19 protein-coding genes and 1 pseudogene are annotated in these 25,522 nt (G+C 70.4%); 7 read left to right on the top strand and 13 right to left on the bottom strand.

Features of this window, described 5'->3' with window-relative positions:
- Position 1: 1 nt before the first annotated feature.
- Positions 2–610, bottom strand: a complete 609-nt coding sequence (locus Vgi01_RS13715; RefSeq protein WP_102660194.1) for a DedA family protein — start codon at positions 608–610, stop codon at positions 2–4.
- Between the two features lie 235 nt (positions 611–845).
- Here Vgi01_RS13715 and Vgi01_RS13710 point away from each other — a divergent pair, with 235 nt between their 5' ends.
- Positions 846–1,049, top strand: coding sequence for a cold-shock protein (locus Vgi01_RS13710; protein WP_102660195.1), 204 nt, complete (start codon positions 846–848; stop codon positions 1,047–1,049).
- A gap of 65 nt (positions 1,050–1,114) precedes the next feature.
- Here the strand turns inward: Vgi01_RS13710 and Vgi01_RS13705 are convergent, their stop codons facing one another.
- The 3 genes from Vgi01_RS13705 to Vgi01_RS13695 form a co-directional block, all read right to left on the bottom strand.
- Positions 1,115–2,011: a hypothetical protein gene (locus Vgi01_RS13705; RefSeq protein WP_102660196.1), complete on the bottom strand. Its 897-nt coding sequence runs from the start codon at positions 2,009–2,011 to the stop codon at positions 1,115–1,117.
- A 164-nt stretch (positions 2,012–2,175) separates the two neighbouring features.
- Entirely contained in the window at positions 2,176–4,014 is a 1,839-nt protein-coding gene (locus tag Vgi01_RS13700) for a CocE/NonD family hydrolase (RefSeq protein WP_204291271.1), read from the bottom strand.
- A gap of 5 nt (positions 4,015–4,019) precedes the next feature.
- Positions 4,020–4,538 carry a MarR family winged helix-turn-helix transcriptional regulator gene (locus Vgi01_RS13695; RefSeq protein WP_102660198.1) on the bottom strand — a complete coding sequence of 173 codons (519 nt, stop codon included), beginning with the start codon at positions 4,536–4,538 and terminating at the stop codon, positions 4,020–4,022.
- 204 nt (positions 4,539–4,742) lie between these two features.
- Between Vgi01_RS13695 and Vgi01_RS13690 the strand changes: the two genes are divergently transcribed.
- Positions 4,743–6,830, top strand: coding sequence for an MMPL family transporter (locus Vgi01_RS13690; protein ID WP_102660199.1), 2,088 nt, complete (start codon positions 4,743–4,745; stop codon positions 6,828–6,830).
- On the opposite strand, the gene Vgi01_RS13685 is transcribed toward Vgi01_RS13690, so the two are convergent.
- Together Vgi01_RS13685 and Vgi01_RS13680 are read right to left on the bottom strand one after the other, a co-directional pair.
- On the bottom strand, positions 6,824–7,714 hold the full coding sequence (locus Vgi01_RS13685; RefSeq protein WP_204291270.1) for a lytic transglycosylase domain-containing protein: 891 nt from the start codon (positions 7,712–7,714) through the stop codon (positions 6,824–6,826). The two genes, Vgi01_RS13690 and Vgi01_RS13685, sit on opposite strands and share 7 nt — an antisense overlap.
- A 43-nt stretch (positions 7,715–7,757) precedes the next feature.
- Positions 7,758–9,140, bottom strand: coding sequence for a DedA family protein (locus tag Vgi01_RS13680; protein WP_204291372.1), 1,383 nt, complete (start codon positions 9,138–9,140; stop codon positions 7,758–7,760).
- A 129-nt stretch (positions 9,141–9,269) separates the two neighbouring features.
- On the opposite strand from Vgi01_RS13680, the gene typA reads away from it, so the two are divergent.
- Both typA and Vgi01_RS13670 read left to right on the top strand, forming a co-directional pair.
- Positions 9,270–11,138: a translational GTPase TypA gene (gene typA, locus Vgi01_RS13675; protein WP_102660211.1), complete on the top strand. Its 1,869-nt coding sequence runs from the start codon at positions 9,270–9,272 to the stop codon at positions 11,136–11,138.
- Positions 11,139–11,220: 82 nt separating this feature from the next.
- Positions 11,221–12,096: a serine hydrolase gene (locus Vgi01_RS13670; RefSeq protein WP_204291269.1), complete on the top strand. Its 876-nt coding sequence runs from the start codon at positions 11,221–11,223 to the stop codon at positions 12,094–12,096.
- 64 nt (positions 12,097–12,160) lie between these two features.
- Here the strand turns inward: Vgi01_RS13670 and Vgi01_RS13665 are convergent, their stop codons facing one another.
- Positions 12,161–13,159 carry a TerC family protein gene (locus Vgi01_RS13665; RefSeq protein WP_204291268.1) on the bottom strand — a complete coding sequence of 333 codons (999 nt, stop codon included), beginning with the start codon at positions 13,157–13,159 and terminating at the stop codon, positions 12,161–12,163.
- 247 nt (positions 13,160–13,406) lie between these two features.
- On the opposite strand from Vgi01_RS13665, the gene Vgi01_RS13660 reads away from it, so the two are divergent.
- Entirely contained in the window at positions 13,407–13,700 is a 294-nt protein-coding gene (locus tag Vgi01_RS13660; protein WP_204291267.1) for an antibiotic biosynthesis monooxygenase family protein, read from the top strand.
- Between the two features lie 130 nt (positions 13,701–13,830).
- Here the strand turns inward: Vgi01_RS13660 and Vgi01_RS13655 are convergent, their stop codons facing one another.
- Complete coding sequence (locus tag Vgi01_RS13655; RefSeq protein WP_102660203.1) at positions 13,831–14,685, bottom strand: helix-turn-helix domain-containing protein; 855 nt, start codon at positions 14,683–14,685, stop codon at positions 13,831–13,833.
- A gap of 120 nt (positions 14,686–14,805) precedes the next feature.
- The gene (gene uvrB, locus Vgi01_RS13650; RefSeq protein WP_204291266.1) at positions 14,806–16,914 is read right to left on the bottom strand and encodes an excinuclease ABC subunit UvrB; all 2,109 of its coding nucleotides are present in this window, start codon (positions 16,912–16,914) and stop codon (positions 14,806–14,808) included.
- A gap of 301 nt (positions 16,915–17,215) precedes the next feature.
- Here uvrB and Vgi01_RS13645 point away from each other — a divergent pair, with 301 nt between their 5' ends.
- Positions 17,216–18,814 carry a hypothetical protein gene (locus Vgi01_RS13645; protein WP_239088952.1) on the top strand — a complete coding sequence of 533 codons (1,599 nt, stop codon included), beginning with the start codon at positions 17,216–17,218 and terminating at the stop codon, positions 18,812–18,814.
- A gap of 16 nt (positions 18,815–18,830) precedes the next feature.
- On the opposite strand, the gene coaE is transcribed toward Vgi01_RS13645, so the two are convergent.
- From coaE to Vgi01_RS13630, 3 genes and pseudogenes are all read right to left on the bottom strand, one after another.
- Positions 18,831–20,012, bottom strand: a complete 1,182-nt coding sequence (coaE, locus tag Vgi01_RS13640) for a dephospho-CoA kinase (protein ID WP_204291265.1) — start codon at positions 20,010–20,012, stop codon at positions 18,831–18,833.
- Positions 20,013–20,206: 194 nt separating this feature from the next.
- The gene (rpsA, locus tag Vgi01_RS13635) at positions 20,207–21,694 is read right to left on the bottom strand and encodes a 30S ribosomal protein S1 (RefSeq protein ID WP_102660206.1); all 1,488 of its coding nucleotides are present in this window, start codon (positions 21,692–21,694) and stop codon (positions 20,207–20,209) included.
- A gap of 402 nt (positions 21,695–22,096) precedes the next feature.
- Positions 22,097–22,405: pseudogene (locus Vgi01_RS13630) on the bottom strand (SAM-dependent methyltransferase); the annotation flags it as partial.
- A gap of 22 nt (positions 22,406–22,427) precedes the next feature.
- On the opposite strand from Vgi01_RS13630, the gene Vgi01_RS13625 reads away from it, so the two are divergent.
- Positions 22,428–23,846 carry a recombinase family protein gene (locus Vgi01_RS13625; RefSeq protein ID WP_204291264.1) on the top strand — a complete coding sequence of 473 codons (1,419 nt, stop codon included), beginning with the start codon at positions 22,428–22,430 and terminating at the stop codon, positions 23,844–23,846.
- A gap of 217 nt (positions 23,847–24,063) precedes the next feature.
- On the opposite strand, the gene Vgi01_RS13620 is transcribed toward Vgi01_RS13625, so the two are convergent.
- The gene (locus Vgi01_RS13620) at positions 24,064–25,440 is read right to left on the bottom strand and encodes a replication initiator (protein ID WP_204291263.1); all 1,377 of its coding nucleotides are present in this window, start codon (positions 25,438–25,440) and stop codon (positions 24,064–24,066) included.
- Positions 25,441–25,522: the final 82 nt, after the last annotated feature.

The following is a 25,522-nucleotide window of genomic DNA, read 5'->3' as shown; positions in this document are numbered from 1 at the left end:
GTCAGTTGGTGACCGTACGCAGTCGACGGCGGGTGCCGAGCAGCACGATCGCGGCCAGCAGCAGACCTCCGACCATGGTGACCAGCAACGGGTTCATGCCCTTGGGCAGCAGGCCGGCCAGCGACCGTGACGCGGTGCCCACCGCCAGGTAGAGGCCCGCCCAGGCGCCCGCGCCGAGCGCCGCGAAACCGAGAAACCGGGGGTACGACATGCGCAGACCGCCCGCGGCCAGCGGCAGCAGCGCGTTGAACACCGGCAGGAACGGCGCGATCAGCACCAGCCGCCCGCCGTCGCGGCGCAGGATGCGTTCGGCCGCCGCCCAGCGGGGTTCCCCGACCCAGGCGCCGACGTGGCTGTACCGCAGCCGCTCACCCCAGCGCCGGCCGACGAGGAACGTCAGCGACCAGCCGACGAGGCAGCCGGTGACCACGGAGACGAAGGTCGCCAGGCCGGTGCTGGGCGTGCCGACGGCCACCGCGGCGAGCACCGCCACGTCACCGGGGACCAGGACGCCGAACAGCGGCACCGCGTCGAAGAGCATGACAACCCCGAGCACGGCCATCAGCAGAGCGACGGGTAACTCTCCGACCTGGGCCAGCTCGTCTGCCATGCCTCGTACGCTATGGCCTGACCGCCACGACGAACATCGGGTTTCCACCCGACGTTGACGGAGATCACCTCCGGGTGATCCCGGAGACGCGCAGGGCAGTCTTATGCGTCGCTCCTCCGACACCTGAGGCACTTCACCCGGCAAATCGGCCTTTCACCGGCTAATGTCGGGAAAGTATCGGGCGATCACCGGCGCGCAGTCGGGGGTCGCCTGCTGGAACAGGGAGAGAGAACGCATGGCAACCGGCACCGTGAAGTGGTTCAACTCGGAAAAGGGCTTCGGTTTCATCGAGCAGGACGGCGGCGGACCTGACGTGTTCGTCCATTACTCGGCGATCGCCAGCTCCGGATATCGGGAGCTGACCGAGGGCCAGAAGGTCGAGTTCGATGTGACCCAGGGACAGAAGGGTCCACAGGCGGACAACGTTCGCGCGCTGTAACCGGTGCCTGTGGCGGCGGCCGGTTCCGGCCGCCGCCACCCGTAACCTACGTCGCCCGGCCGCGGTCAGGCGGCCAGCCGTCGACCCAACTCCCGCACCACCTGCTCGGCGACGGTGGGCGGAATCGCCGCGGCGATCTCCTGCGGGGTGAGTCCGGCGAGGACCCCGGCGACGATCGCCTGCTCGTCGGTGAAGTCGCGCTTCATCAGCGCGTCCATCGCCGTCTGGAGCGCGGTCAGCTGCGCTCCGATGGTGCGCAGGGTCGGATGCCCCACCTGGAACTTCGGGTCGGTGTGGTCCTCCCCCATGGCCATCCGGGTGTACGTCTGACCGATCGGATTGCGTCCGTCCAGGACGGTCAGGTTGCGGTGCACGGTCTTGAGCCAGTTGTGCTCCTCGGGTGTCATGTCGTTCGCCTCCGGCTTCTGGGTGATGAGACCGATGCTGGTCAGGTACCGGCGGAACAGCGGCCTCTGGTCGCGGTTCGCCTTGATCGAGTCGCGGAAGAAACTGAAGTGGGTGTGCCACAGATGGGAGCGGTCGCCGGTGTTACGCCGACCGAGCCGGTCCCAGCGGCGCACCACCTTGCCGTCCGGCGAGTAGATGATCTCCCGGATGTCGCGGGTGTCGGCGGCGTTGGCGACGCACTGCGCCACACACCAGGTCGAGAAGCTCGCCAGGTTGTGTCGACGGCCGTCGACAGTGACCTGGAACATGCCCACGTCGAGCGCGGCGGCATCGAGGGTCAGGCCGTTGCGGTCCCGCGACGACTCGACCACCGAGTAGTCGTTTGTCACCACCCGGTCGGACCCACAGTGGTATCCGCCGCGGTGGTTGGCATCGCCGACGATGCCTACCTCGTTGGGTTCGAGATCCTCGTCGCGCGCCCGGTTGGGGTCGCGGTTGAGGTGGTCGAGCAGTAACCGGCGGACGGCCATCAGGTTGTCTGGTGCCCGCGTCATGGGGTCCCCCTTCGCGGTCTCGTCGGAGTCGGGCGCGACCGTGACACCGCGTGACGCGGTAGGGAAGCCTCACAGGCGAGCCCGACTGTCAGCTGCACGGCGCCGGGCGTGTCACCACGATAGCCCGCAAAACCGATGAATGCCCAGCTCAGAGCGGCTTTGTTTTAGCTTGGAACAAGCTGAGAGCCAGAGTGGACGACAGGTAGGACCACTGCGGACGGCCGCTCCGGGTCGTGCAGAATCTCTCGGAAGCCGCCACGAAGAGTGACCGCCGTGCCGAGTGGTTCACCGGTGCCGGGGTTGAGGACGTACCGGGGATGGGCACCGCCGGAGAGCTGTAGCCGTAGCCGGTGTCCGGCGGCGAACCGGTGGGCGACCGGCCACATCGGCACGGTGACCGTCACCGTGCCGGAGCCGTCGGTCGGGAAGCGCCGCGGATCGATCCGGACCAGCCCGTCGCAGATGTTCCAGGACCGGCCCCGGCGGTCCACATCGCACAATCGCACGAAGACGTCGAAGTGTTCGAGTTCGCTGCGTACGTGAATGTCCGCCTGCACCGGCCCGATCACCTCCAGCGGGCCGGTCAACGACTCGCTGGTCCAGGTCAGCACGTCGGGTCGCGCCTCGACGGGTCGGTTGTCCACCGGCCCGGACCGTTGGGCCACCAGCAGCGGGCCACCAAGCGAGGGCGTCGGGTCGGCCGGGTCGTACCAGAACCCGTCCGGCGGCGACGGCACCGGCGCGGCGGTGCGCAGCGCCGATTGCGGGTGCAGATACCACCGGGTGGCCTCGGCCGGCGGCGGCCAGTCCGGCAGGTCGCGCCAACCGCCCCCGACGCCACCCACATGTATCCGCACCGGCCCACCCGCCGGCTCCGGCTCCGGAGCCACCGCGCGACGGACACCAACGGCCGGGACGGCGACCTGGTCGGTGCCGGCAGCCGCAGTAGAGGGCCGGTCGCTGGCGGCAGGCGGAGTGGCGGCCTGGTCGGTGCCGGCAGCCGGCGTGGTGGGCCCGCCGGTGGCGGCGGCCGGCGTGGTGGGCTGGGCGGTGGCGGCGGTGGGCAGGTGGGTGCCGAGCCAGTCGAGTCCCTCGCGCAGTGCCGCGACGAACAGGCCGGGGCTGCCGTGGGTCCACGGGCCGATGATCAGACGCGGGCGGGCACCGAGGGCGCGCAGCGCGGCGTAGTCGCGCAGTTGGGCGGGGAGGAAGATGTCGTGCCAGCCGCTGACCATCGCCACCGGCGCCTGGACCAGGTGCAGCCGGTCGTCGAAGACGCGGCTGCGCCAGTAGTCCGCCTGCGGGGTGTGGTGGCGCAGCCACTCCTGGAAGAACGGCACGGTGACCCCGGTGGCGACCCGGTCGGCCTCGACCAGAGGCAGGTGGGACAGGGCGGCGGCCAGTCGCGGCTGTCCCCGCTTGAGTTCCCACTGCCGGGCCAGCCAGGGCACGGTCTGCGCCTCCAGCAACTCCACCCAGGTCAGCACGGTGTCCAGGGCGAACGACTCCCCGGCGTAGGTGGAGTCACGGGTGGTCGACGCGGTGGCCACGGCGACCATGGCCCGCAGGTCCTCGCCCGCGTCGGCGGCCAGCGCCCACTGCACGAAACCCTGGTAGCTCGCGCCGAACATGCCGAACGCGCCGCACCACCACCGCTGCCGGCGCAGCCAGTCGAGGGTGTCCAGCCCGTCCTCGCGTTCGTGCACGAACGGATCGAAGGTGCCGCCGGAGCCGTCGGTGCCGCGACACGCCTGGATGACCACGTGGAACCCCTGCTCGGCGGCGAGCCGGCAGAGCAGCCGCATCGGCCCACCCCGGCCGTACGGGGTACGGATCAGCACGGTGGGCGCGTCCGGCAGGTCGGGCGCGTAGTGGTCGGTACGCAGAATCACCCCGTCCCGGGCCCGCAGCGCGATGTCGCGGCGGACGGTGATCCTTCGGGTACGCGCCCGGGGCAGCCGCAACGCGGCCACGGCGAGCCGGGACGCCACCCGATCCAGCACGGGCCTCAACCCGCCCGGTGCCGCGGCGGCGGAGTGACCCGGCCGTCGCGGATCGCGTCGCGGTGCTCCCGCAGGGAGACGCCCATCGCCGTGATGAACCGGTACACGATCTCAAGTTCCTCGTCCTGGAACTCGTCCATCACACCGTCGGTACGCTCACCGAGCGGGCGGAAGAAGTCCCGGGCAACGGTGGCGCCCTGCTCCGCGTAGTGCAGCAGCACCTTGCGCCGGTCGGTGGTGTCCCGGTCGCGCCGCAGGTGCCCGGCCCGCTCCAACCGGTCGATAAGCGCGGTGACGGAGCCGGAGGAGAGGTCCAGATGTTCAGCGAGCCGGCCAGGAGTGATCGGCTCACCCGACAACTCGGCGTCCATCACCGCGATCAACGCCTGCAGGTCGGTGCCGTTGAGGCCGTGCTGGCCGGCGAAGGCGTGCCCGACGTGCTGCGCGTCCACGCAGTAGCGCCGCAGCTCGGCGGTGATCTCCGCGACCAACATCTCCCGACGGGTGTCACGCCGCCGGTACATCCCGTGCCCTGCCACGTTCCGCCGCTTCCTCCCAAGGTCCCCGGGTGCGCAGCATAGCCCAGGGTGTTATATCTCTCGACAGTCAAGATACTCGACAACGGAGACCTGTTGCGCGTCGTTTCTTGATAAGCAAGAATCTCGAAAATCAAACTATCGGCTCCCTCGGCGGGAGCCGGGCCGATCTCAACGACCGGAGCGCCGAGCATGTCTCTGTTCACCCGCGTCGCCCGCAGCCGCCGGACCGCCTGGCTCACCGTGGCCGCGGCCGTCCTCGTCGGCGTGGCCGTCTTCGGGCTACCCATTCCCAGCAACCCGGCACCGGTCTCCGCCACCGGCCTGTCCGAGCAGTGGCAGTCCACCCAGGTCGAGCGCCTGCAACGGGAGTTGCCCGCCAGCGGCGTCCAGCCGGCCGTCGTGGTGGTCAGCCGCGACGACGGCGCACCACTGAGCGAGGCGGACCGGGCGGCGATCACCGCCGACACCAGCAGCCTCAGTCGGCTCGCCGCCGGCGGTCAGGTCGCCCCGCCGCAGCTGTCCCCCGACAACACGGTGGCCCTTGTCGCCGTACCGCTGGACGCCACCGGAGGGCAGGAGGCCGTCGCCGAACGGGTGGCTGAGGTACGCGCCGAACTCGCCGACTTTCCCGGGGACCTGACCGTCCAGGTGACCGGCCCACCCGCCTTCACCGCCGACCTGACCAAGGTCTTCGAGGGCGCCGACGTCACCCTGCTCGCGTTCACCGCCGCCGTCGTCGCCGTACTGCTGCTGATCACCTACCGCAGTCCGGTGCTGTGGCTGGTTCCCCTGGTCATCGTGGCCGCCACCGAACAGATCACCCTGCGCGCGCTCGAAACGATCATCCCGGCGGTCGGCATCAACTTCGCCGGTGGCGCCGTCACCGGCATCGCCAGCGTTCTCGTCTTCGGTGCCGCCACCAACTACGCGCTGCTGCTGATCGCCCGCTACCGGGAAGAACTGCGCCGCGAGGAGGACCGCTTCGCGGCGATGCGGGCCGCCCTGCGCCGTACCGCCGAGCCGATCCTGGCCAGCGGCGGCACCGTCATGCTCGGCGTACTCACGCTGTTGTTGAGCCAGCAGGAGACGAACCGTGCGCTCGCCGTGGCCTGCGCCACCGGCATCCTGCTCGCCATGGCCTCGGCCCTGCTCGTGCTGCCCGCCGCGCTGGTGCTGCTCGGCCGCCGCCTGTTCTGGCCGTTCGTGCCGACCGTCGGCAGCGTCGGCCGGGAGGGCCGGATCTGGGGCCGCCTCGGTGCCGCCGTGATCCGTCGCCCGGTTCCCGTCGCGGTGCTCGCCACCCTGCTGCTCGCCGGGCTCGCCCTCGGTGGCCTCGGCATCCGCACCGGGCTGTCGGAGACCGAGCAGTTCCGGGTCAAGCCGGAGGCGGTGGCCGGGGCACAGACCCTCGCCGGCGCCTTCCCCGCCGGCACCACCCAGCCGCTCGCGGTGATGACCAACCCCGACGCCGTGCAGGCGGTCACCGCGGCCGCCGCCGAGGTGCCGGGAGTGGCCTCCGCCCGACCCGGTCCCGCCGGCGCCGACGTGGCCCAGGTCGACGTGGTGCTCGACGCCGAGCCGGGCACCGCCGCCGCCGACCGGACCCTGGAGCAACTCCGCGACACCGTCGGGGCCGTCGACAACTCGGCGCCGCCCGCCACCGCCGGGGTCGACCAACCGTCCGGAGCGGTCGTCGGTGGCACCGTCGCCGGCCGGTACGACTCCGCCGCCGCCGACGCCAAGGACCTGCGCCTCATCCTGCCGCTCATCCTGCTGCTCGTCGGCGCGGTACTGGTCCTGCTGCTACGCGGCCTGCTCGCCCCGGTGCTGCTGGTCACCACGGTCGTCGCCTCGTACTTCGCCAGCCTCGGCGGGGCCTGGCTGATCTTCGAACACGTCTTGAACTTCCCGGCGATGGACACCGGCGTGCCGCTGCTCGCCTTCGTCTTCCTCGTCGCGCTCGGGGTCGACTACAACATCTTCCTCGTCACCCGCGCCCGGGAGGACGCCCGCAGCACCGGCACCCGCAAGGGCATGCTCTCCGCCCTCCGCGTCACCGGCGGGGTGATCACCAGCGCCGGCATCCTGCTCGCGGCGGTCTTCGCCGTCCTCGGGGTGCTGCCGCTGATCACCCTGACCCAGATCGGCATCATCGTCTGCCTCGGCGTCCTGCTGGACACCCTGCTGGTGCGTACGGTCGTCGTCCCGGCCCTGGCGTTCATGCTCGGCGAGCGGTTCTGGTGGCCCGGTCGGATCACCCCCGAGCAGGCTCAGTAGCCCAGGCAGACGCACTCCGTCATCAGGGCTCGCACGTTGCGCACGTAGCTCGGGTTGGGGATGGCCAACGGCTGCCCCTCCCGAGCTACCGCGCCATGGCCGTAGTTGTAGGCGGCGATGACCGCGTTGAGCAGGCAGGAGTTCAGCTCGCTGGTGCACAGGTCGGTGTCGAGCCGGTAGTCGGCGTCGAAGTACATGTCGCCGATGTACTTGGTCAGCCAGGCCAGGTAGGTGCCACCCAGGTAGGCGTTGTCCCGGTAGTCCCACACGTCGTAGTTCTGGCCGAACCGCTGGTTCATCCAGGTCGCGGTGTCCGGCATCACCTGCATCAGGCCGATACCGCCGTCGCAGGCGACGATGTTGGACTGCCAGCCACTCTCCTGCCACGCCGTCGCCTTGATCAGGTCAACCGGGACCCGGATGTCCGGCGCCGACGTCGGCCAGTAGACCCGGCCGGCGGCTTCGGTCAGCGCGGCCTTGGCCTGCGCCCGACTCGCCTGGTCACCCTTGTAGCTGGGCTTGCAACTGCTCGGCGCGGGCTTGGGCGGCGCCGGCGGCACCTTCGTCTCCGTCGGCGGCTTCGGCACGGCGCGCGGCGCGGTGCTGGTGCGCTTGGGCTTCGGCGACGACTTCGGCGAGGCCGAGGCCTTGGGACTCGCGCTGGGGCTGCGGCTGACCTTCGGCGCGGCCCCCATCGCCTCCACCGCCTCAGGCGTCGGGCTCGGCTCGACCGACTCGCTCGACGGCTGCGCCTGCTCCTCGGGCAGGGCGACCGGGGCGGGCAACTCGACGGCCGGAGTGTCCACCGTGGCGCACGCACCCCCGGTGGCCAGCAGCAGGCCGGCGACCAGCGCCACGGTGAAACGCCCGACGTTGCGTCCCATGTCGATCCCCCTTCGGCAGCGACGAACGGCCGCACCCTAACAGCTAGCGATCGGCGAGGTGGTCCCCTCGCGGGCCGCGCCGGGGCGCGTTGCCGGCGGCCAGGGCACGGTCCCGGGTGGCCCAGGCGACCATGAACACGGCCGTCCACGCCGCACCCAGCAACACCGCGGCGACGGTGCCGCTGGCCGTACTCAGTCCCAGGTAGAGGCGGGCGCCACCGATGCCGACCACGCCGGCCACGGCGGTGGTCCACAGGGCCACCGCGACCGGCCACCGTGCCTCGCGGGACAACAGCCAGGCCAGCATGCACAGGCTGGCCGTCACCACCGCGCTCTGCGTGGAGAATTGCGCCACCCGGCCGTCGGCGGCCAGCTCGGTCACCAGCGCCAGCACCACAAGCGGCACGAACGCGCCGATCGTGCCGACCACACTGAGCAGGTCGGCCTGCCACGGCCGGTGCCGCCAGGCCTGCACCGCGGCCACCACGGCCACCAGCGCGATCAGCACCGAGCCACGCAGCACCGAGACGGCAAGCTGCGTCACCTCCACCGCGTCGGGCGTCCGGCGGGCCGCGAACCACCCGCCGATCACACCGTCGACCAGGGCCAGCCCGCTGTGCCGTACCGCCACCCGCATCGTCCCGGCGACCGCCAACGCGACCAGGAACAGCAGACCCACCCCGGCGGTCAGGTTGGCCAGCAACGCCCAGGTCGGCCCGAACCGCATGCTGAGCAGGAAGAACAGCAGCCCGTACCGGGCCGACAACCAGCGCACCGGCGGCAGCCGGGCGGCACGTTTCAGCAGCGCCCGCACCGGGTCGGGGTTGCGGCCCAGCCACCGGCCCGCCAACACCACCGCCACCAGCGCCGCCACCAGGGCCAGCACCGCCCCGGTCGCCTGGCCCAGCAGCCGGGACACCGTGTGGTACGACTCGCCCGCCAACCGGCCCGCCAGCACCGACGCGCCGACCCAGGTGATCACCCCGGCCAGGTTCCACGGCGCGAACCGCCGGTACGGCATGCCCGCCGCCCCGGCGAGCCGCGGCACCAACGTACGGGCGAAGGCCACCCACCGCGCGGTGAAGACGCCCCGGCCGCCCATCCGCGCCACCATCGCGTCGGCCCGCGCCCACCGGTGCGGCCCCACCCGCGCACCCCACCGACTGGCCCGCAGCCGAGGCCCGTACCGGCGACCGGCGCGAAACGCCACCGCGTCCCCCACCGTGGCCGCGACAATCATCACCAGCAGCGCCGGACCGAGCCGGAGGGTGCCGGTGTACGCGAGGAAACCGACGAGCAGCAGGGTGGCCTCGCCCGGAGCGACCAACCCGACGATCACCGCGGTCTCCGCCGCGACCACAAGCGCCGCCACCACGTAGATCAGCCAGGACGGCAGGTGTTGCACCGAACTCAGCAGTTCATGCACGCCGGCCCCCCGGGTCACCTCAGCAAGGCTGCCCCGTCAGTGTGACAGCACCGACATGTGGCGCAGCGCACTCGCCCATCGGCGACCCCGACGCGGCAACTCGTCGGCACAGGCGGGAGGATGGAACTCATGCAGCTTCGCACCGACCTCCGCAACGTCGCCATCATCGCTCACGTCGACCACGGCAAGACCACCCTGGTCGATGCCATGTTGCGGCAGGCCGGCGCCTACGGCGCCCGGGGCGAGGTGACCGAGCGGGTGATGGACTCGATGGACCTCGAACGAGAAAAAGGCATCACCATCCTGGCCAAGAACACCGGCGTGCGCTACCTGCCCGCCGACGGCTCCGACCCGGTCACCATCAACATCATCGACACCCCCGGTCACGCCGACTTCGGTGGCGAGGTGGAACGCGGGTTGACCATGGTCGACGGCGTGGTGCTGCTGGTCGACGCCAGCGAGGGCCCGCTGCCGCAGACCCGGTTCGTGCTCCGCAAGGCCCTCAAGGCCCGCATGCCGATCATCCTGGTGATCAACAAGGTGGACCGTCCGGACGCCCGGATCAAAGAGGTCGTCGACGAGGCGTACGAACTCTTCCTCGACCTGGACGCCGACGAGTCGCAGATCGACTTCCCGATCGTCTACGCCTGCGCCCGCGACGGCATCGCCTCGCTGACCCAGCCCGCCGACGGCTCCGTGCCGCAGGACAGCACCAGCCTGGAGCCGTTGTTCCGTACCCTGCTGGACACCATCCCGCCGCCCGCCTACGACGAGCAGGCGCCGCTGCAGGCCCACGTCACCAACCTCGACGCCTCCCCGTTCCTCGGCCGACTGGCGCTGTGCCGGGTCCGGCAGGGCACCATCGCCAAGGGCCAGACCGTGGTCTGGTGCCGCACCGACGGCAGCACCCAGCGGGTACGCATCTCCGAGCTGCTGATGACCGAGGGCCTGGAGCGCAAGCCCGCCAACTCGGCCGGGCCGGGCGACATCATCGCGGTCGCCGGCATCCCCGAGATCATGATCGGCGAGACGCTGGCCGACGCGGAGAACCCGCAGCCGCTGCCGCTGATCACCGTCGACGAGCCGGCGATCTCGATGACCATCGGCACCAACAACTCGCCGCTGGTCGGCCGGGTCAAGGGTGCCAAGGTCACCGCCCGGATGGTCAAGGACCGCCTGGACAAGGAACTCGTCGGCAACGTCTCGCTGCGGGTGCTGCCCACCGAGCGACCGGACGCCTGGGAGGTCCAGGGCCGAGGCGAACTGGCGCTGGCCATCCTGGTCGAGCAGATGCGCCGCGAGTCCTTCGAGCTGACCGTCGGCAAGCCCCAGGTGGTGACCCGGGAGATCGACGGCAAGACCTGTGAGCCGGTGGAGCGGCTGACCATCGACGCCCCGGACGAATACCTCGGCGCGATCACCCAGCTGCTGGCCACCCGCAAGGGCCGGATGGAGCAGCTGGTCAACCACGGCACCGGCTGGATCCGGATGGAGTGGCTGGTCCCGGCGCGCGGCCTGATCGGCTTCCGCACCGAGTTCCTCACCGAGACCCGGGGCACCGGCATCCTGCACCACGTCTTCGAGTCCTACGAGCCCTGGTTCGGCGAGCTGCGTACCCGTAACAACGGCTCGCTGGTCGCCGACCGGGCCGGCAGCGTCACCGCGTTCGCGATGACCAACCTCCAGGAACGCGGCCAGCTCTTCGTCGAGCCCGGCACCGAGGTGTACGAGGGCATGATCGTCGGGGAGAACTCCCGCTCCGACGACATGGACGTCAACATCACCAAGGAGAAGAAGCTCACCAACATGCGCTCGTCGACCGCTGACGAGACCGAGAAGCTGATCCCGCCGCGCAAGCTGTCGCTGGAGCAGGCCCTGGAGTTCTGCCGCGAGGACGAGTGCGTCGAGGTCACCCCGGCCGCCGTACGCATCCGCAAGGTGACCCTCGACCAGACCCAGCGGGCCCGCGCCACCGCCCGCCGCAAGCACGCCGGCTGACCCTCGCACGGATGTTAAGAAGGGGCCCCTTCACCTCACCAGACGGTAAGAAGGGGCCCTTCCTTTCCGTTACCCTCGGCGGGTGATCTTCGACGGGTTGGACGCGCGACTCGATGAGGTGCCCGGGACGATCTCGGTGTACGCGGGTCGGCTCGGCGCGCCGCCCACCTGGACCCGACACGCCGAGGTCACCCACTACGCGGCGAGCACGATGAAACTGGCAGTGTTCGCCGCGGTGCACCACACGGCGGAGACCGACGGCCCGGACCTGGACACCACGATCGAGGTGACGAACCTGTTCACCTCGGCCCGCGCGGGCGCCGCCCCCTTCTCCTGCGCCCCGGCGTACGACAACGACACCGAGGTCTGGGATCGACTCGGCCAGCGGGTGCCGCTGCGGTGGCTCGCCGAGCGGATGATCGTACGATCCAGCAATCTCGCCACGAACCTGCTCATCGAGCACGTCGGGCTGCCCGCCGTGGCGGAGATCTGGGCGCGCGTCGGTGCCCGGCACAGCGTCACCAGGCGGGGCATCGAGGACTTCGCCGCCCGGGAGGCCGGGATCAGCAACCTGGTCACCGCCGCCGACCTGGCCGCCCTGCTCGACGCCGTCGCCACCGGCGTCACCCGGCCCGGACCGATCGCCTCACCGGCCGGCTGCGCGGCGATGCTCGACGTGCTCTGCGGGCAGCAGATCCGGCAGGACATCGCCGAAGGGCTGCCGGCCGGCACCCGGCTGGCTCACAAGAACGGCTGGGTACGCGGCGTCCGGCACGGTGCCGCCGTGGTCTTCCCCGACGACACCGCCCCGTACCTGCTCGTCGTCTGCACCACCACGTCGCTCGACGACGATCAGCGCAGCCAGGACACCGATGCCGACGCCCGCGAACTGGTCGCCGACATCTCGGCGCAGGTCTGGCAGGCTCGCCACGACCTCACCACCGCCGACCTACGCTGAGCCCGCCGGCGGCCTCGCATCCTCACCACGGCCGACCCGCGCTGCGCCCGCCGGCGGCCTCGCGTCAGCGTCCTGCCCCGGTGAGATCGCGTCGCCGGTCCCGCGACGACTTCACCAGGCTGGCCACCGTCGCCACGGCCAGGATGCCCACGATCGCCAGCAGGGACAGCCAGATCGGGATGTGCGGCGCCCAACCCACTGGCTCGCCACCGTTGAGGAAGAACAACGAGTTCTCCGCCAGCGCCTCCAGGATGAGCTTGACCCCGATGAAACCGAGCACCACGGCCAGGCCGTAGCTCAGGTAGATCAGGCGGTTCAGCAGTCCGCCGAGCAGGAAGTACAGCTGCCGCAGCCCCATCAACGCGAAGACGTTTGCGGTGAAGACGAGGTACGGCTCGTGGGTGATGCCGAAGATCGCCGGAATCGAGTCCAGCGCGAAGAGCAGGTCGGTCGTCCCGATCGCGATCATGACGATGAGCATCGGGGTGAACATCCGGCGGCCGTGCTCCCGGGTGGTCAGCCGCGCTGCGTCGTAGCCTCGGGAGATCGGCAGCGCGCGCCGGCTCCACCGGATCAGCACGTTCTCCTGGAACTCGTCCTCGGCCGATTCGCCCTGCCGGGCCAGGTTGATCGCGGTGTAGATGAGGAACGCGCCGAAGATGTAGAAGACCCAGCTGAACTGTGAGATCAACGCCGCGCCCAGCGCGATGAAGCCACCGCGCATGATCAGCGCCAGCACGATGCCGACGAGCAGCACCTTCTGCTGGTACTGCCGGGGCACCGCGAAACGGGCCATGATGATCATGAAGACGAAGAGGTTGTCCACCGAGAGGCTGTACTCGGTCAGCCAGCCGGTGTAGAACTGCCCGGCCACGCTCCCCCCGGCGGTGAGCCAGAGCCCGACGCCGAAGAGCAGGGCCAGCCCCACGTAGAAGGCGACCCAGAGGCTCGACTCACGCACGCTCGGCTCATGCGGCCGACGCCCGATGATGAACAGATCCACCAGGAGCACCGCGGTCAGCGCGACGAGCGTGATCGCCCACACGACTCCGGACACGTTCAACAGTCTCATCCTCCTGGCAAGGCCCCAGCAACCGGCACACGCACGCCTCGCCGGAGACGGGGCCGAGCGCCGACCATTCTGGCGTACGACAGCCGTCGATCGTCCAGCGGTGCCGCCTCGGGGTTGCCCTGAGCCACCCACCCTCGGCATCCTAGGAGGCTAGGTGTCATTCGCCGTGCCCGACCGGGGTGTGAGAATCGCCGGCGGCCGCCCACCGCGGCGCGGCCCGCCATGGCAGGCTGCCGGCATGGTTCTTGAGGTCGCGCTGATCGACGTGGTACCCGGCCAGGAAGACGCCTTCGCCGCCGCGTACGCCGAGGGACATCCCGTGTTGGCCGGCACCCCCGGCTGCCGCTCGGTACGGATGACCCGGGGCGTCGAATCGCCCTCCCGCTTCGTGCTGCTCGTCGAATGGGACTCGGTCCAGGCGCACGAGGAGAACTTCCGGGCCAGCGACAGGTTCGTCAGGTGGCGGGAGTTGATCGGCCCGTACTTCGCCAGCCCGCCCCGGGTCGAGCACTTCATGGACGTGCCGGCCTGACCGCGCCGGGACACCGACGCCGAACTCCGGCGTCGGAGTTCTGTCGTACCCCTCGCCTATCCTGCGCCTCGCGTCGGCACCACTCCCGACGGGCTACGGGGGCGCCGGGCGAGGTGCCGACGCACCCAGCTCACCCGTCGAGCCAGCCGGCCAGCACCCGTGCCGTCTCCTGCTCCGGCAACGCCGCTTCCAGCAGTTGCTGCGTCATCCGCTCGTACCGGTCGACGTCGGTCGCGGTGGTCAACCGCACGTCCGTGGTCAGCGCCTCCAGCATCACCGTCCGAGGATCGGCCGGATCGGGGAAGGAGTAGGAGGAGAACGGAGTCAGCGGCAGCGGCCCGGCCCCGGCCCCGCTCGGCAACAGCCGGATCGTCACGTGCGGCAACTCGGTCAGGTCGAGCAGGTGCCGCAGTTGACCGCGCCAGACCTCGACGGGATCACCGGCCGACGCGCAGGCCACCTCGGTGATCAGCGCCGTGTAGCGCGGCGGCTCGACCCGACGCAGCACCGCGTGCCGGGCCGACCGGGCCCGCAGGTCGGCCTCCACATCCACCTGGGGATCGATGAGCTGACCGGCGGCGATGCGCAGGCGGGCGTACGCCGGGCTCTGAAGTAGACCCGGCACGACGCAGGGCTGGTATTCCACTATGCCCGCCGCGCCGGCTTCGAGCTCGGCGTAGGTGCGCTGCCGCTCCCCCATCTCGCCCAGCGCCTTCCACCAGCCGCGGCTGGTCGCGGCGTCGCGGGCGATGACGATCAACGCATCGCGTTGCGACGGCGGCACCTGGTAGATGTCGAGCAGATCCAGCACGTCGGCCAGATCGGGGCGGCTCTGCCCCAACTCGATGCGGGACAGCTTGGAAGTGGATGCCCAACCGAGCCGGTCACACACCTGTTCCAGTGTCAATGTCTCTCGTCGCCGCAGCTGTCGCAGCTCGGCTCCGAGCCGCGCTCGTCGAATGACCGGACTCGTTGGCAACGGCATTCCCGCCTCCCCACGCAGGGAGAGTACGCACGACGATCACCCAGCGCAATAGGATGCTCGCATTCCGCTATCCTCCCCGGCCGGATCAGCTTTCACCGAGAAGTGCGCCGTCGGCCCGGATCACCGCACGCCGGCCGCGTCCATCCCCCGCAGCTCCTTCTTCAGCTCCGAGACCTCGTCGCGGATCCGGGCGGCCAACTCGAACTGAAGCTCCCGCGCGGCGGCCAGCATCTGGTCGCTGAGGTCCTGGATGAGCTGCGCCAACTCCGCCCGCGCCATGCCTTCCCGAGCAGGCGTGCCGGCACCGGCCCGGACCCGACTGCGGGTCTCCTTCACCGGTGCCTTGCCCCGGGACAGTTGCCGCACCGCACCGCCCACCCGGGTCGCCTCGATGTCCTCCGCCTCGCGGTAGATGTCGTCGAGAATGTCGTGGATCTTTTTCCGCAGCGGCTCGGGTGAGATGCCGTGCGCCTCGTTGTGCGCGATCTGCTTGGCCCGACGCCGGTTCGTCTCGTCGATCGCGTCCGCCATCGACGGTGTGATCTTGTCGGCGTACATGTGGACCTGACCGGAGACGTTGCGGGCCGCCCGACCGATGGTCTGGATCAGCGACCGGCCGCTGCGCAGGAAGCCTTCCTTGTCCGCGTCGAGGATCGCCACCAGCGAGACCTCCGGCAGGTCGAGACCCTCCCGCAGCAGGTTGATGCCGACCAGCACGTCGTAGTCGCCCCGCCGCAGCTCCCGCAGCAGCTCCACCCGGCGCAACGTGTCGACCTCGGAGTGCAGGTAACGCACCCGGATGCCGTTCTCCAGCAGATAATCCGACAGATCCTCGGCCATCTTCTTGGTCAACGTGGTGACCAGGACCCGCTCGTCGCGCTCGGTCCGCAGTTTGATCTCGTGCATCAGGTCGTCGATCTGGCCCTTGGTGGGCTTGATCACGACCTCCGGATCCACCAGACCGGTCGGGCGGATCACCTGCTCGACGAACTCGCCCTGGGCGTGCTCCAGCTCCCACGGCCCCGGAGTCGCCGACAGGAACACCATCTGACCGACCCGCTCCAGGAACTCGTCGAACCGCAACGGCCGGTTGTCGGCGGCGCTGGGCAGCCGGAAACCGTGGTCGATGAGCATCCGCTTGCGGGAGGCGTCGCCTTCGTACATGCCGCCGATCTGCGGGATGGTCACGTGCGACTCGTCGATGACGGTGAGGAAGTCGTCGGGGAAGTAGTCGAGCAGGCAGTGCGGCGGACTGCCAGGCAACCGCCCGTCGATGTGCATCGAGTAGTTCTCGATGCCGGAGCAGAAACCGACCTGCCGCATCATCTCGATGTCGTACGTGGTGCGCATCCGCAACCGCTGCGCCTCCAGCAGCTTGCCCTGGCGCTCCAGCTCGGCCAGCCGCTCGGCCAGCTCGGTCTCGATGTCGCGGATCGCCCGCTCCATCCGCTGCGGCCCGGCCGCGTAGTGCGTCGCCGGGAAGATCAGCAGGTTCTCCACCTCGCGCACCACGTCACCGGTGAGCGGGTTGAGGTAGTAGAGCTTCTCCACCTCGTCACCGAAGAGCTCGATCCGGACGGCCAGTTCCTCGTACGCGGGAATGATCTCCAGCGTGTCGCCGCGGACCCGGAACGTGCCGCGCTGGAAGGCCATGTCGTTGCGGGTGTACTGGATGTCGACGAGCCGACGCAGCAACTGGTCGCGATCCAGCTCCTGGCCGACGGCGACCCGCACCGCCCGATCGAGATATTCCTCCGGCGTGCCGAGGCCGTAGATCGCCGACACGGTGGCCACCACCACCACGTCGCGGCGGGTCAGCAACGACATCGTCGCCGAGTGCCGCAGCCGCTCGACCTCCTCGTTGACCGAGGAATCCTTCTCGATGTAGGTGTCGGTCTGCGGAATGTACGCCTCGGGCTGGTAGTAGTCGTAGTAGGAGACGAAATATTCCACCGCGTTGTCCGGCAGCAGCTCGCTGAACTCCTTGGCAAGCTGCGCGCAGAGCGTCTTGTTGGGCGCCAGCACCAACGTGGGGCGCTGCATCCGCTCGATCAACCAGGCGGTGGTGGCGCTCTTGCCGGTGCCGGTCGCGCCGAGCAGCACCGTGTGCCGGTCGCCGCGACGCACCCGCCGCTCCAGCTCGTCGATCGCGGCCGGCTGGTCGCCGGCCGGCTGGAACTCGCTGATGACCTTGAAGCGACCGTCGAGCCGGGGAATGTCGAGCGCCATACCATCCACGGTACGCGGGGGGCCTGACACTCCGCGGCGAGTACGCACCGCACGTGACCGGCCTCAATATTCGCATTGTGTGGTTCTTCTCACCCGGCTACCCTTTCCCCGTAGGCCGCTCGCGGCGGCCGACCGGGCAGGTGGCGGGCCGCACAGGTCATGCCGCCGCCGGCGCTGTGGGGTCGCAGCACCCGGATTTGCGGCGTGCGCACCCGACGTGGTCGCGCGGACGACGCGCAGACCGGCCGCCGCGAGCGCCCCTATGTCGTCACCCGATCCCGGTCCGAGGCGTTCACCCTCCGTGGAGAACAGTTCGCGACCGACGTCCGGTGCCCGAAGCGACAATCGGCACCGCGCCGGCCCGCGCCGACATCGCGCCGGCATCGGGCCCCCCGCCGGCATCGGCCTCGACGGCTCGCCGACCGCCGGCCTGCCCGGACGGGCCGGCACCCGCCGGGCCGGGCTCTCCCACCGCCTACTCGGTGCAGCCACCGACCCCACCGGCGCGGACGCAGCCGACGACGACCTCGCCGGGGCCGACGAGGAGGCCGACGAGGCCCGGCAGAGGTCCGCCCGACGACGTCGGCTCACCCTGACCGGGCTCGCGCTCACCGCCGTGCTCTCCGCCGTCATGCTGGTGGTCACCCTTATCACCTGGCCCCCGGACGAGCCCGCGGCACGTGACATGACCTCGGCCGAACGGGACCGGTTGGCGGTCATGCGGGTGACCAACCAACGCGACCTGCGCGCCGGGTTGCACGTCACGATCGGCGCCGGCACGAACCGCACCGACCTGCTCGGCTGGGTCGACTGGTCCCGGCAACTGGTCTACGTCGACGTGGGCGGGCCCGGTGCCGGCGCGCTGCGTGGCCTGGCGCAGGCCAGCCCCGCCGTTCTGGTGTCCCGGCCCGACCCCACCGCGGTACCGGCACCCGCGATGCCACCGCTGATCCCTCCGGTCGACGGCTGGCGGATCCCTGCGGAGCAACGGCTCGCCCCGCTGCTGACCATGATCTTCGCGCTCAGCGCCGAACGTCCCGACCCGGCCGACGACCTGTCCGGCCGGTGGGTCGGTCGGGACCGACGAAACGGGGAGGACGTCGACATCCTGGAGGCCGCCCCGCCGGGCACCGCAGCAGCGGGCACCGACGCGGCCGCCGCCACCCGCTACTGGCTGGACACCGCCGGACGGCTGCACCGGCTGGAGACCACGGTCGCCGTGCTCGGGCGGGTCACCGTACACCTGAACCGCACCGATCGGCCGACTCTGCGGCCGGTCGACGCGCTGGGCGGCCGTCCCGGCCTGCCCCGCGCCCTCACCACCGCCGAACGCGACAGGTGGCAGCGCCTACCCGCCCGGTTACGGGCCGCCGGTGGTGCCGCCGTCACCGTGACCCTGCCCGCGTCGGCCGACGCCAATCTGCGCGGCACCGGCTGGTTGAGCTGGACCTCGGGCACCGCCTACCTCGGCGTCACCGACCTGGACAACCCCGATTCCCCCCGCACCCTGGTCCGCCGGGACGGCACCGGCGTCACCCGGATCGACGCGTCGGCGTCGGGCGACCCGGCGGGTCCGCCGCCGCTGCCACCACCGGCCACCGGATGGCGGGCCGGCGCGCACCGCACCGACGCGCTGGACCCACTCGTGGCGCGGGCGCTGCGCGCCGCCCGCAGCGGTGGTCCGACCGGCAGCCCGCACCGGGTACGCGGCGACAACCTCGCCGGCACCGTGGTCGACGTCATCGAGGTCGGCACCGGGGCCGGCCGGACCCGTTACTGGATCGACCGGTCCGGCCTGCTGCGCCGGTTGGAGCTGCCGAGCAGGGCCGGCGCCTGGGCCCAACTCGACCTGACACCCGGCCGGGTGCCCCCGTTGACCAGGCCGGCCAAGGCTCGTTGACCGCGTCCTGCGCGGGCTACGGACGCCATCCGGTGCTGGCCGCCCACTCCTCCGCCCGCAGGTGCTCCTCGTCGAACCACGGGTCCTTCGCCGTCGCGTACGTCCCGCTGTCCGGCGCCGAGGCCGCCAGTTCCCGTTTGAGCATCAGATAGGCGGCCCGCCGGTCCGGGTCGGCCCGCAGGTGGTCACGCATCAGCAGGGCGTACCGCCAACCGGGTGACCCGGTCACCCGCAGGTGCAGGTGGACCGGGCGGGCCGGATCGGCGCTGCCGTGCAGGCGCTTCTCCCACCGCCCGGTGCCCGCCCCTCGTGGGGTGTCCCACCAGTCGCCCGGCATCCGGGGGAAGCCGGCGTCGGCGAGCCGCTGCGCCAGCGGCCCGTCGGCCTCGGCCAGGGACGGCACGCCGAGCTGGATGTCGATGACGTCCTTGGCGGCCAGACCCGGCATCGCGGTGGAGCCGATGTGGTCGATCCGCAGGTCCGCCGGGGCGATCGCGTGCCGGATCCGGGCGGCCAGCCGGGCGTACTGCTGCGGCCAGGTCGGATCCGGTTCGGTAAGCGTCACCCGCTGCGCCCGCACCGCCCGCCGATGCCGCACGTTCTCCTCGAAGGGCACCAGGCGGTCGGACCAGAGCGCGTCGACCGCCGCGTGCAGCTGCGCCAGGCTGCCGTCGTTGCTGAGCAGCACGTCCGCCACCGCGGCCCGACCGGCGTCGTCGGCCTGACCGGCGATGCGCCGCTCGGCGTCCGCGCGGCTCATCCCCCGGTCGCGGGTCAACCGCTCCAACCGGGTCGCCAGCGCCGTCTGCACCACGACCACAAGGTGGTACGTGGGTGCCAGCCCCACCTCCGTCAGCAGCGGTACGTCGTTGACCACCACCGCGTCGGGTGCCGCGGCAGCGACCAGCTCGGCGGTACGCGCCCGCACCCGGCGGTGGACGATCGCCTCCAACCGGCGGCGGGCCGCCTCGTCGGTGAAGACCAGGTCGGCGAGCGCGGCCCGGTCGAGGGCGCCATCGGCGTCCAGTACCCGCGTGGAGAAGGCGGCCACCACCTCGGCCAGCCCGTCGGTGCCCGGGGCCACCACCTCCCGGGAGAGCTGGTCGGCGTCGACGAGCACCGCGCCGCGCTCGACCAACCGCCGCGCCACCGCGCTCTTGCCCGAACCGATCCCGCCGGTCAACCCCACCTTCAGCACGGCACTCAGTCAACCCGATCATCGCCGTACCGCCAAACAGGAGCCCGCCAAGTCCGTGCCCGGTGCGCCATACCGGCACCCACGACGGCGAGGGCCTGCGGTGGGCTCCGGTGCGCCGCATCCGTAACGGCGAGGGCCCCGCCTCGAACCCGGAGATCCGGGTCGAAGCGGGGCCCTGCGGTGTTGCTAGCGGGTCACTTACCGCCGGCGAGCTTCTCGCGCAGAGCGGCGAGCGCCTCGTCGGTGGCCAGCGTGCCAGCGGGCTCCTCGGCCTGGCGGCTGGGGGCCGCGCTGGTCGTGGTGGTGGTGCCGGTGGGCGCAGGCTGCGGGTTGGCAGCGGCCTCGGCCTCGGCGGCCCGAGAGGTCTGCACCTGCTTCTGGTGCGCCTCCCAGCGCTGCCGCGCCTCGGCGTACTGGTTCTCCCAGGTCTCGCGCTGCTTGTCGTACCCCTCGAGCCACTCGCCCGTCTCCGGGTCGAAGCCCTCCGGGTAGATGTAGTTGCCCTCGGTGTCGTAGGTCGCGGCCATGCCGTAGAGGGTCGGGTCGAAGTGCTCCTCGCCCTCGACGAAGCCCTCGTTGGCCTGCTTGAGCGACAGCGAGATCCGGCGGCGCTCCAGGTCGATGTCGATGACCTTGACCATGACCTCGGAGCCGACCTGGACGACCTGCTCCGGGATCTCCACGTGACGCTCGGCCAGCTCGGAGATGTGGACCAGGCCCTCGATGCCGTCGTCCACCCGGACGAACGCACCGAACGGCACCAGCTTGGTGACCTTACCCGGCACGATCTGCTGGATCGCGTGGGTGCGGGCGAACTGCCGCCACGGGTCCTCCTGGGTCGCCTTCAGCGACAGCGAGACCCGCTCGCGGTCCAGGTCGACGTCCAGGACCTCGACCTCGACCTCCTGGCCCACCTCGACGACCTCGGACGGGTGGTCGATGTGCTTCCAGGACAGCTCGGAGACGTGCACCAGGCCGTCCACGCCGCCCAGGTCGACGAACGCGCCGAAGTTGACGATCGAGGAGACGACGCCCTTGCGGACCTGCCCCTTCTGGAGCTTGTTGAGGAACTCGGTGCGCACCTCGGACTGCGTCTGCTCCAGCCACGCCCGGCGGGACAGAACCACGTTGTTGCGGTTCTTGTCCAGCTCGATGATCTTGGCTTCGAGCTCGCGGCCGACGTACGGCTGCAGGTCGCGCACCCGCCGCATCTCGACCAGCGAGGCCGGCAGGAAGCCACGCAGCCCGATGTCGAGGATGAGGCCACCCTTGACCACCTCGATGACCGAACCGCGGACGACGCCGTCCTCGTCCTTGATCTTTTCGATCGTGCCCCAGGCCCGCTCGTACTGCGCCCGCTTCTTGGAGAGGATCAGCCGCCCCTCCTTGTCCTCCTTCTGGAGGACCAGGGCCTCGATGTGGTCACCGACCGAGACGACCTCTGCCGGGTCCACATCGTGCTTGATCGACAACTCACGAGAGGGGATGACACCCTCGGTCTTGTAGCCGATGTCGAGCAGGACCTCGTCCCGGTCGACCTTGACGACGGTGCCTTCGACAATGTCGCCGTCGTTGAAGTACTTGATGGTCTCGTCGATCGCGGCGAGGAAAGCTTCCTCAGAGCCGATATCGTCGATGGTGACCTTGGTGGCGCTCGAGGGGGCCTCGATGCTGCTCGTCATGTGGGCGGTTGCTCCGGTCGGATGTGTGTCACAGCAGGCTGGTGTCGCGGTGACCTGTGCGCGCCAACGGATCCGCCGGCGGGCCCACCCAAAAATCGCTGAACGAGATCTTGATGTGACTCCGTCGACCGCGCACCTGCTCCCTGCCGAGGCACACGATCCGCGAGCGCATCCTCTACCCTACCCGCTGCATTACCACAGCGTGCAAGCCCTCCCGTCTCCTCATCACCGCACCACCCGCGAAAGCGGAGATTTCGACCAGAGGTGCCTTCTCCGCCCTTCCCGCTGGCTCCCACCAGCCACGCCCCCACGCCAGCGACGCGGTGTCCCCGTCCGGCGTGGGCCGGATCACCCGCCGGGCCCGGCCGCGTCCCCGTGCGCGATCGGCACGCACGGATCGGATCACCCGGTGGTCGGCCGCTGGGCCACGAAGATGGCGGTACCGGGAAACAGCCGCCCGCGCAGCGGGCTCCACTGGCCCCAGATCTGCTCGTGCCCGGGCGGCCACTCCGGCTCGATCACGTCACGCAGGACGAAACCGGCGGCGGTCAACTCCCGGATCCGATCGCCGAAGGTACGGTGCGCCTCGATGTAGGTGGGCACCCCCGTCGCATCCTGTTCGATGTACGGACGGCGGTCGAAGTAGGAGTGCACCGCCAGCAGACCCCCCTCGCCCGGGTCGTCCAGGAAGACCCAGCGCATCGGGTGGGTATGATCTTGCTAGTATTGATGCATGACGTTGCTGAGCAGCCAGGACCGGCGAGCCGCGATCTGTCTCCGCCTCTCCGACGACCCGCACAAGGGCACGAGCCGCGAGGGCGAGGGCATCGCCCGGCAGGGTGAGGACTGCGATGGCCACGCGGAGTACAACCGGTGGCCGGTAGCGCATCGGCTTGTTGACAACGACAAGTCCGCGATGCGTCGGCGGCCCGGCTTCGAGAAGCTGCTGAAGCTCATTGCCGCCGGTGAGATCAACGTGGTTATCGCGTGGTCGAGCGAGCGGCTGCTGAAGACGAAGACCGACGAATATCGGTTCTACGAGACGTGTCTTGCCGCACCTCAGCCGGTGATCGTCTCTTACGCTCGCGGGATGACCTTCGACCTCTCGACTCCGCAGGGGCGCAAATTCTTCGACAACGCGGCGAGTGACGCGCGGTACGAGACGGAGTTGAAGTCGGAGCGCCAGAAGCGGGCGAACCGCCAGCACGCCGAGAAGGGACGCCCGGCCCCCGGTCCCCGGCCGTTCGGCTACGAGCCTGACCGCGTGACGAAGCGCGAAGCGGAGGCCAAGGCGGCGGAGGCGGTCTATCGGGCAATTCTCGCCAAGGGCAAGCTCGCGGCGCAGGTTCGCATGTTGAACGATGCCGGGCTGCGAACCGGGCAGGGAAACCTGTGGCGGACGGAGACGCTGCGCAAGTGGCTCACCAGCCCACGTAACGCCGGTCTGCGCTCGCACCGGGGCGAGGTGGTCACCAAGGCAGCCTGGCCGGCCCTGGTGGACGAGGCGACATGGCGGGCGGTCAAGGCGATCTTGGAGAACCCATCTCGCAAGAGGACCGGTAAGTCCGCCAAGGGGATGAATACCGGGCTGGCCCGTTGTGGTGTCTGCGGTGAGACGGTCAACATGAGCGGCCAGTCGAAGACCGGGGCGAAGAACTACACGTGCCGCACGGGTAAGCATGTCAGCCGGGCGGTTGAGCCCGTGGACGAGCTGGTGAGTGATGTCGTGATCGCCATCATCGAGCGTGACGGGGCTGATCTGCTGGTCGACCACGATCGCCCGGACGTGGACGCGCTGCGTGAGGAGTTGGAGGCGAGCCGCGTTCTGCTCAAGCAACTCGGGATCGACTACGCCAAGAAACGCATTCCGAGGTCAACGATGCTCGCTGGCACCGAGGCAGCCGAGGCAGATATTGCCGAGATCGAGGCGAAAATGGCCGATGCGGGCCGCGTTGACGTCCTCGGCCCGGCTGTTGCCGCCCCGAACGTGCGGGAGTGGTGGTACTCCGACGAGGTGACCAACGACCAACGCCGCGAGATCATCGGCACGCTCATGGACGTCACCATCCTTCCCGCCGTTCGGGGGCGCAAGGGGTTCGACCCCGAGACGGTGAGAATCACGCCGAAGGATTCGGCGCGTCGGGCGAGCTGACGACCGCCGGCAGCATGACGAGTGATCGGCTTGTCATGCTGCCGGCCGATCCGATCGTCGGATAAGGAGGACGAGCGCCGAGCGTTGTTCCTCTGTCAACGGGGGCCACCCGTCAAGCAGCTTGCGTACGTACTCGGCGTTGTGGCGTCGAGTCCGTCCGCCCGTCTGGCCGCCTGGGAGAGCCCGAGGGTGGCGACTTGCGCGGGCGGGTGCGGTTTCACGGCCCATCGCGGTCACCGCCCGCACGTACGTCCTGAGCGGCATCGCGGGCGGCTTGGAGGTCGTCTGCGATGGCGTCGGCGAACATGGCTTGTCCGGCGGTGTGGCCGGTTCCGGCGTAGGTCCAGTGTTTGTCGGTGATGGCGTCGGGGGTGTCGTCGTGGGTGTCCTCCTGGTGCTGGTCGCGGCGGTGTTGTTCGCGGGCGGCGCGTAGCGCGGTGTAGGTGGTGGAGTAGGCGCGGCTTTTGCTGGCGATGTGGCCTCGGTAGCCGAGTTGGTGTGCCCACCGCCGCAGGTTCAGCGCCTTGTACTCGGGTCGCCTGCCGAGGGTCCAGCAGATGCGGATGAGGGTGCGGGCGTGCTCGGTGACGGGAAGCACCGAGATGCTGATGGCGTGGCGGATGGGCCGGTCCACGGTGATGCCGGCGACATCAGGCTTGGTGACGTACTTGGCGATGTAGGAGGCCACGGCCCGCTCGGTCAAGTCGTCGTCGCCGCCGCGACCGGGCAGGATGGGCCGGATGTCGAGCTGCGCCCCGAACCGCAAGATGGTGTCGAGGCCGGGCACGGCCAGGTGCACCCGGCGCGTCGCGGTGCGGATGGTCTGCACCAGCAGCGGCAGGGTTGCCCATGCCGGGGTTGGGGTGTCGGGGGTGGGGCCGTCGAAGCGCATGACGGCGTGGAAGTGCACCGAACCGCGCCGCTGGTACTCCGCGACCTTGGCGTAGGCGACGCGGACCGTGTTGCGGGCGGCGGTGCGGGAAATGCCGCGCGTGGTGGCGATGCCCTCGTAGAGGTTGCGGTGCAGCCGTTGCCACAGGTCGCGGGTGTGGGCGTTCCACAGCACCGCGGCCGGGTAGTCGTAGCACTCCGGGCACAGTGGGGAGCCGGTGAGCGCGTCGCCGCTCGGGTGCCGGTCGAGGCACCACAACGGCCGGCCGTGACCGCAGACGAGGCCCCGACGACCGCGTGACGGCCGGCAGGGCTCGTCGGTGGTGTGCCGGTGGACCGGGCCGAAGCTCGGCGCGGTGAACGTCACGAACACACGCGGATGCCTGCGCACAGTGTCGGGGACGCCCTTGCCGCCGGCGAGCCCCGACACAACAAGTTGGTACGTGTCGCCCTGGTGCAGCCGGGCGCACGGTTCGCAGCGGGACTGGCGGCGGTTGCCGCAGGCGATGGTGAGCCGCCCGTGCGGCTGCTCCGCCGACGTGAACGCGTGCACCAGGCGGCCGGTGGCGGCGTCCACGGTCATCGTGTGGCCGACCAGGTGCACGGGATGTTGGCAACCGCCGATGTGCCGGACACGCGCCAGCCAGGCCCGGAAGTCGGGGTGCGTGGCCGTGGACAGGATCTCGCGGTCGGTGAAGGTCAATCGTTGAAAGTCGCGACTTGAGTTATTTTCGCGCATGGGAATCCCCGTCCAGAAATCTCAGGTCTATTTCTTGCTTAACAAT

This window comes from Micromonospora gifhornensis, from assembly GCF_016863515.1.
Lineage (GTDB): Bacteria > Actinomycetota > Actinomycetes > Mycobacteriales > Micromonosporaceae > Micromonospora > Micromonospora gifhornensis.
The sequence above is the reverse complement of the archived record's forward strand: the minus strand, read 5'-3'. Positions and strand labels throughout refer to the sequence as shown.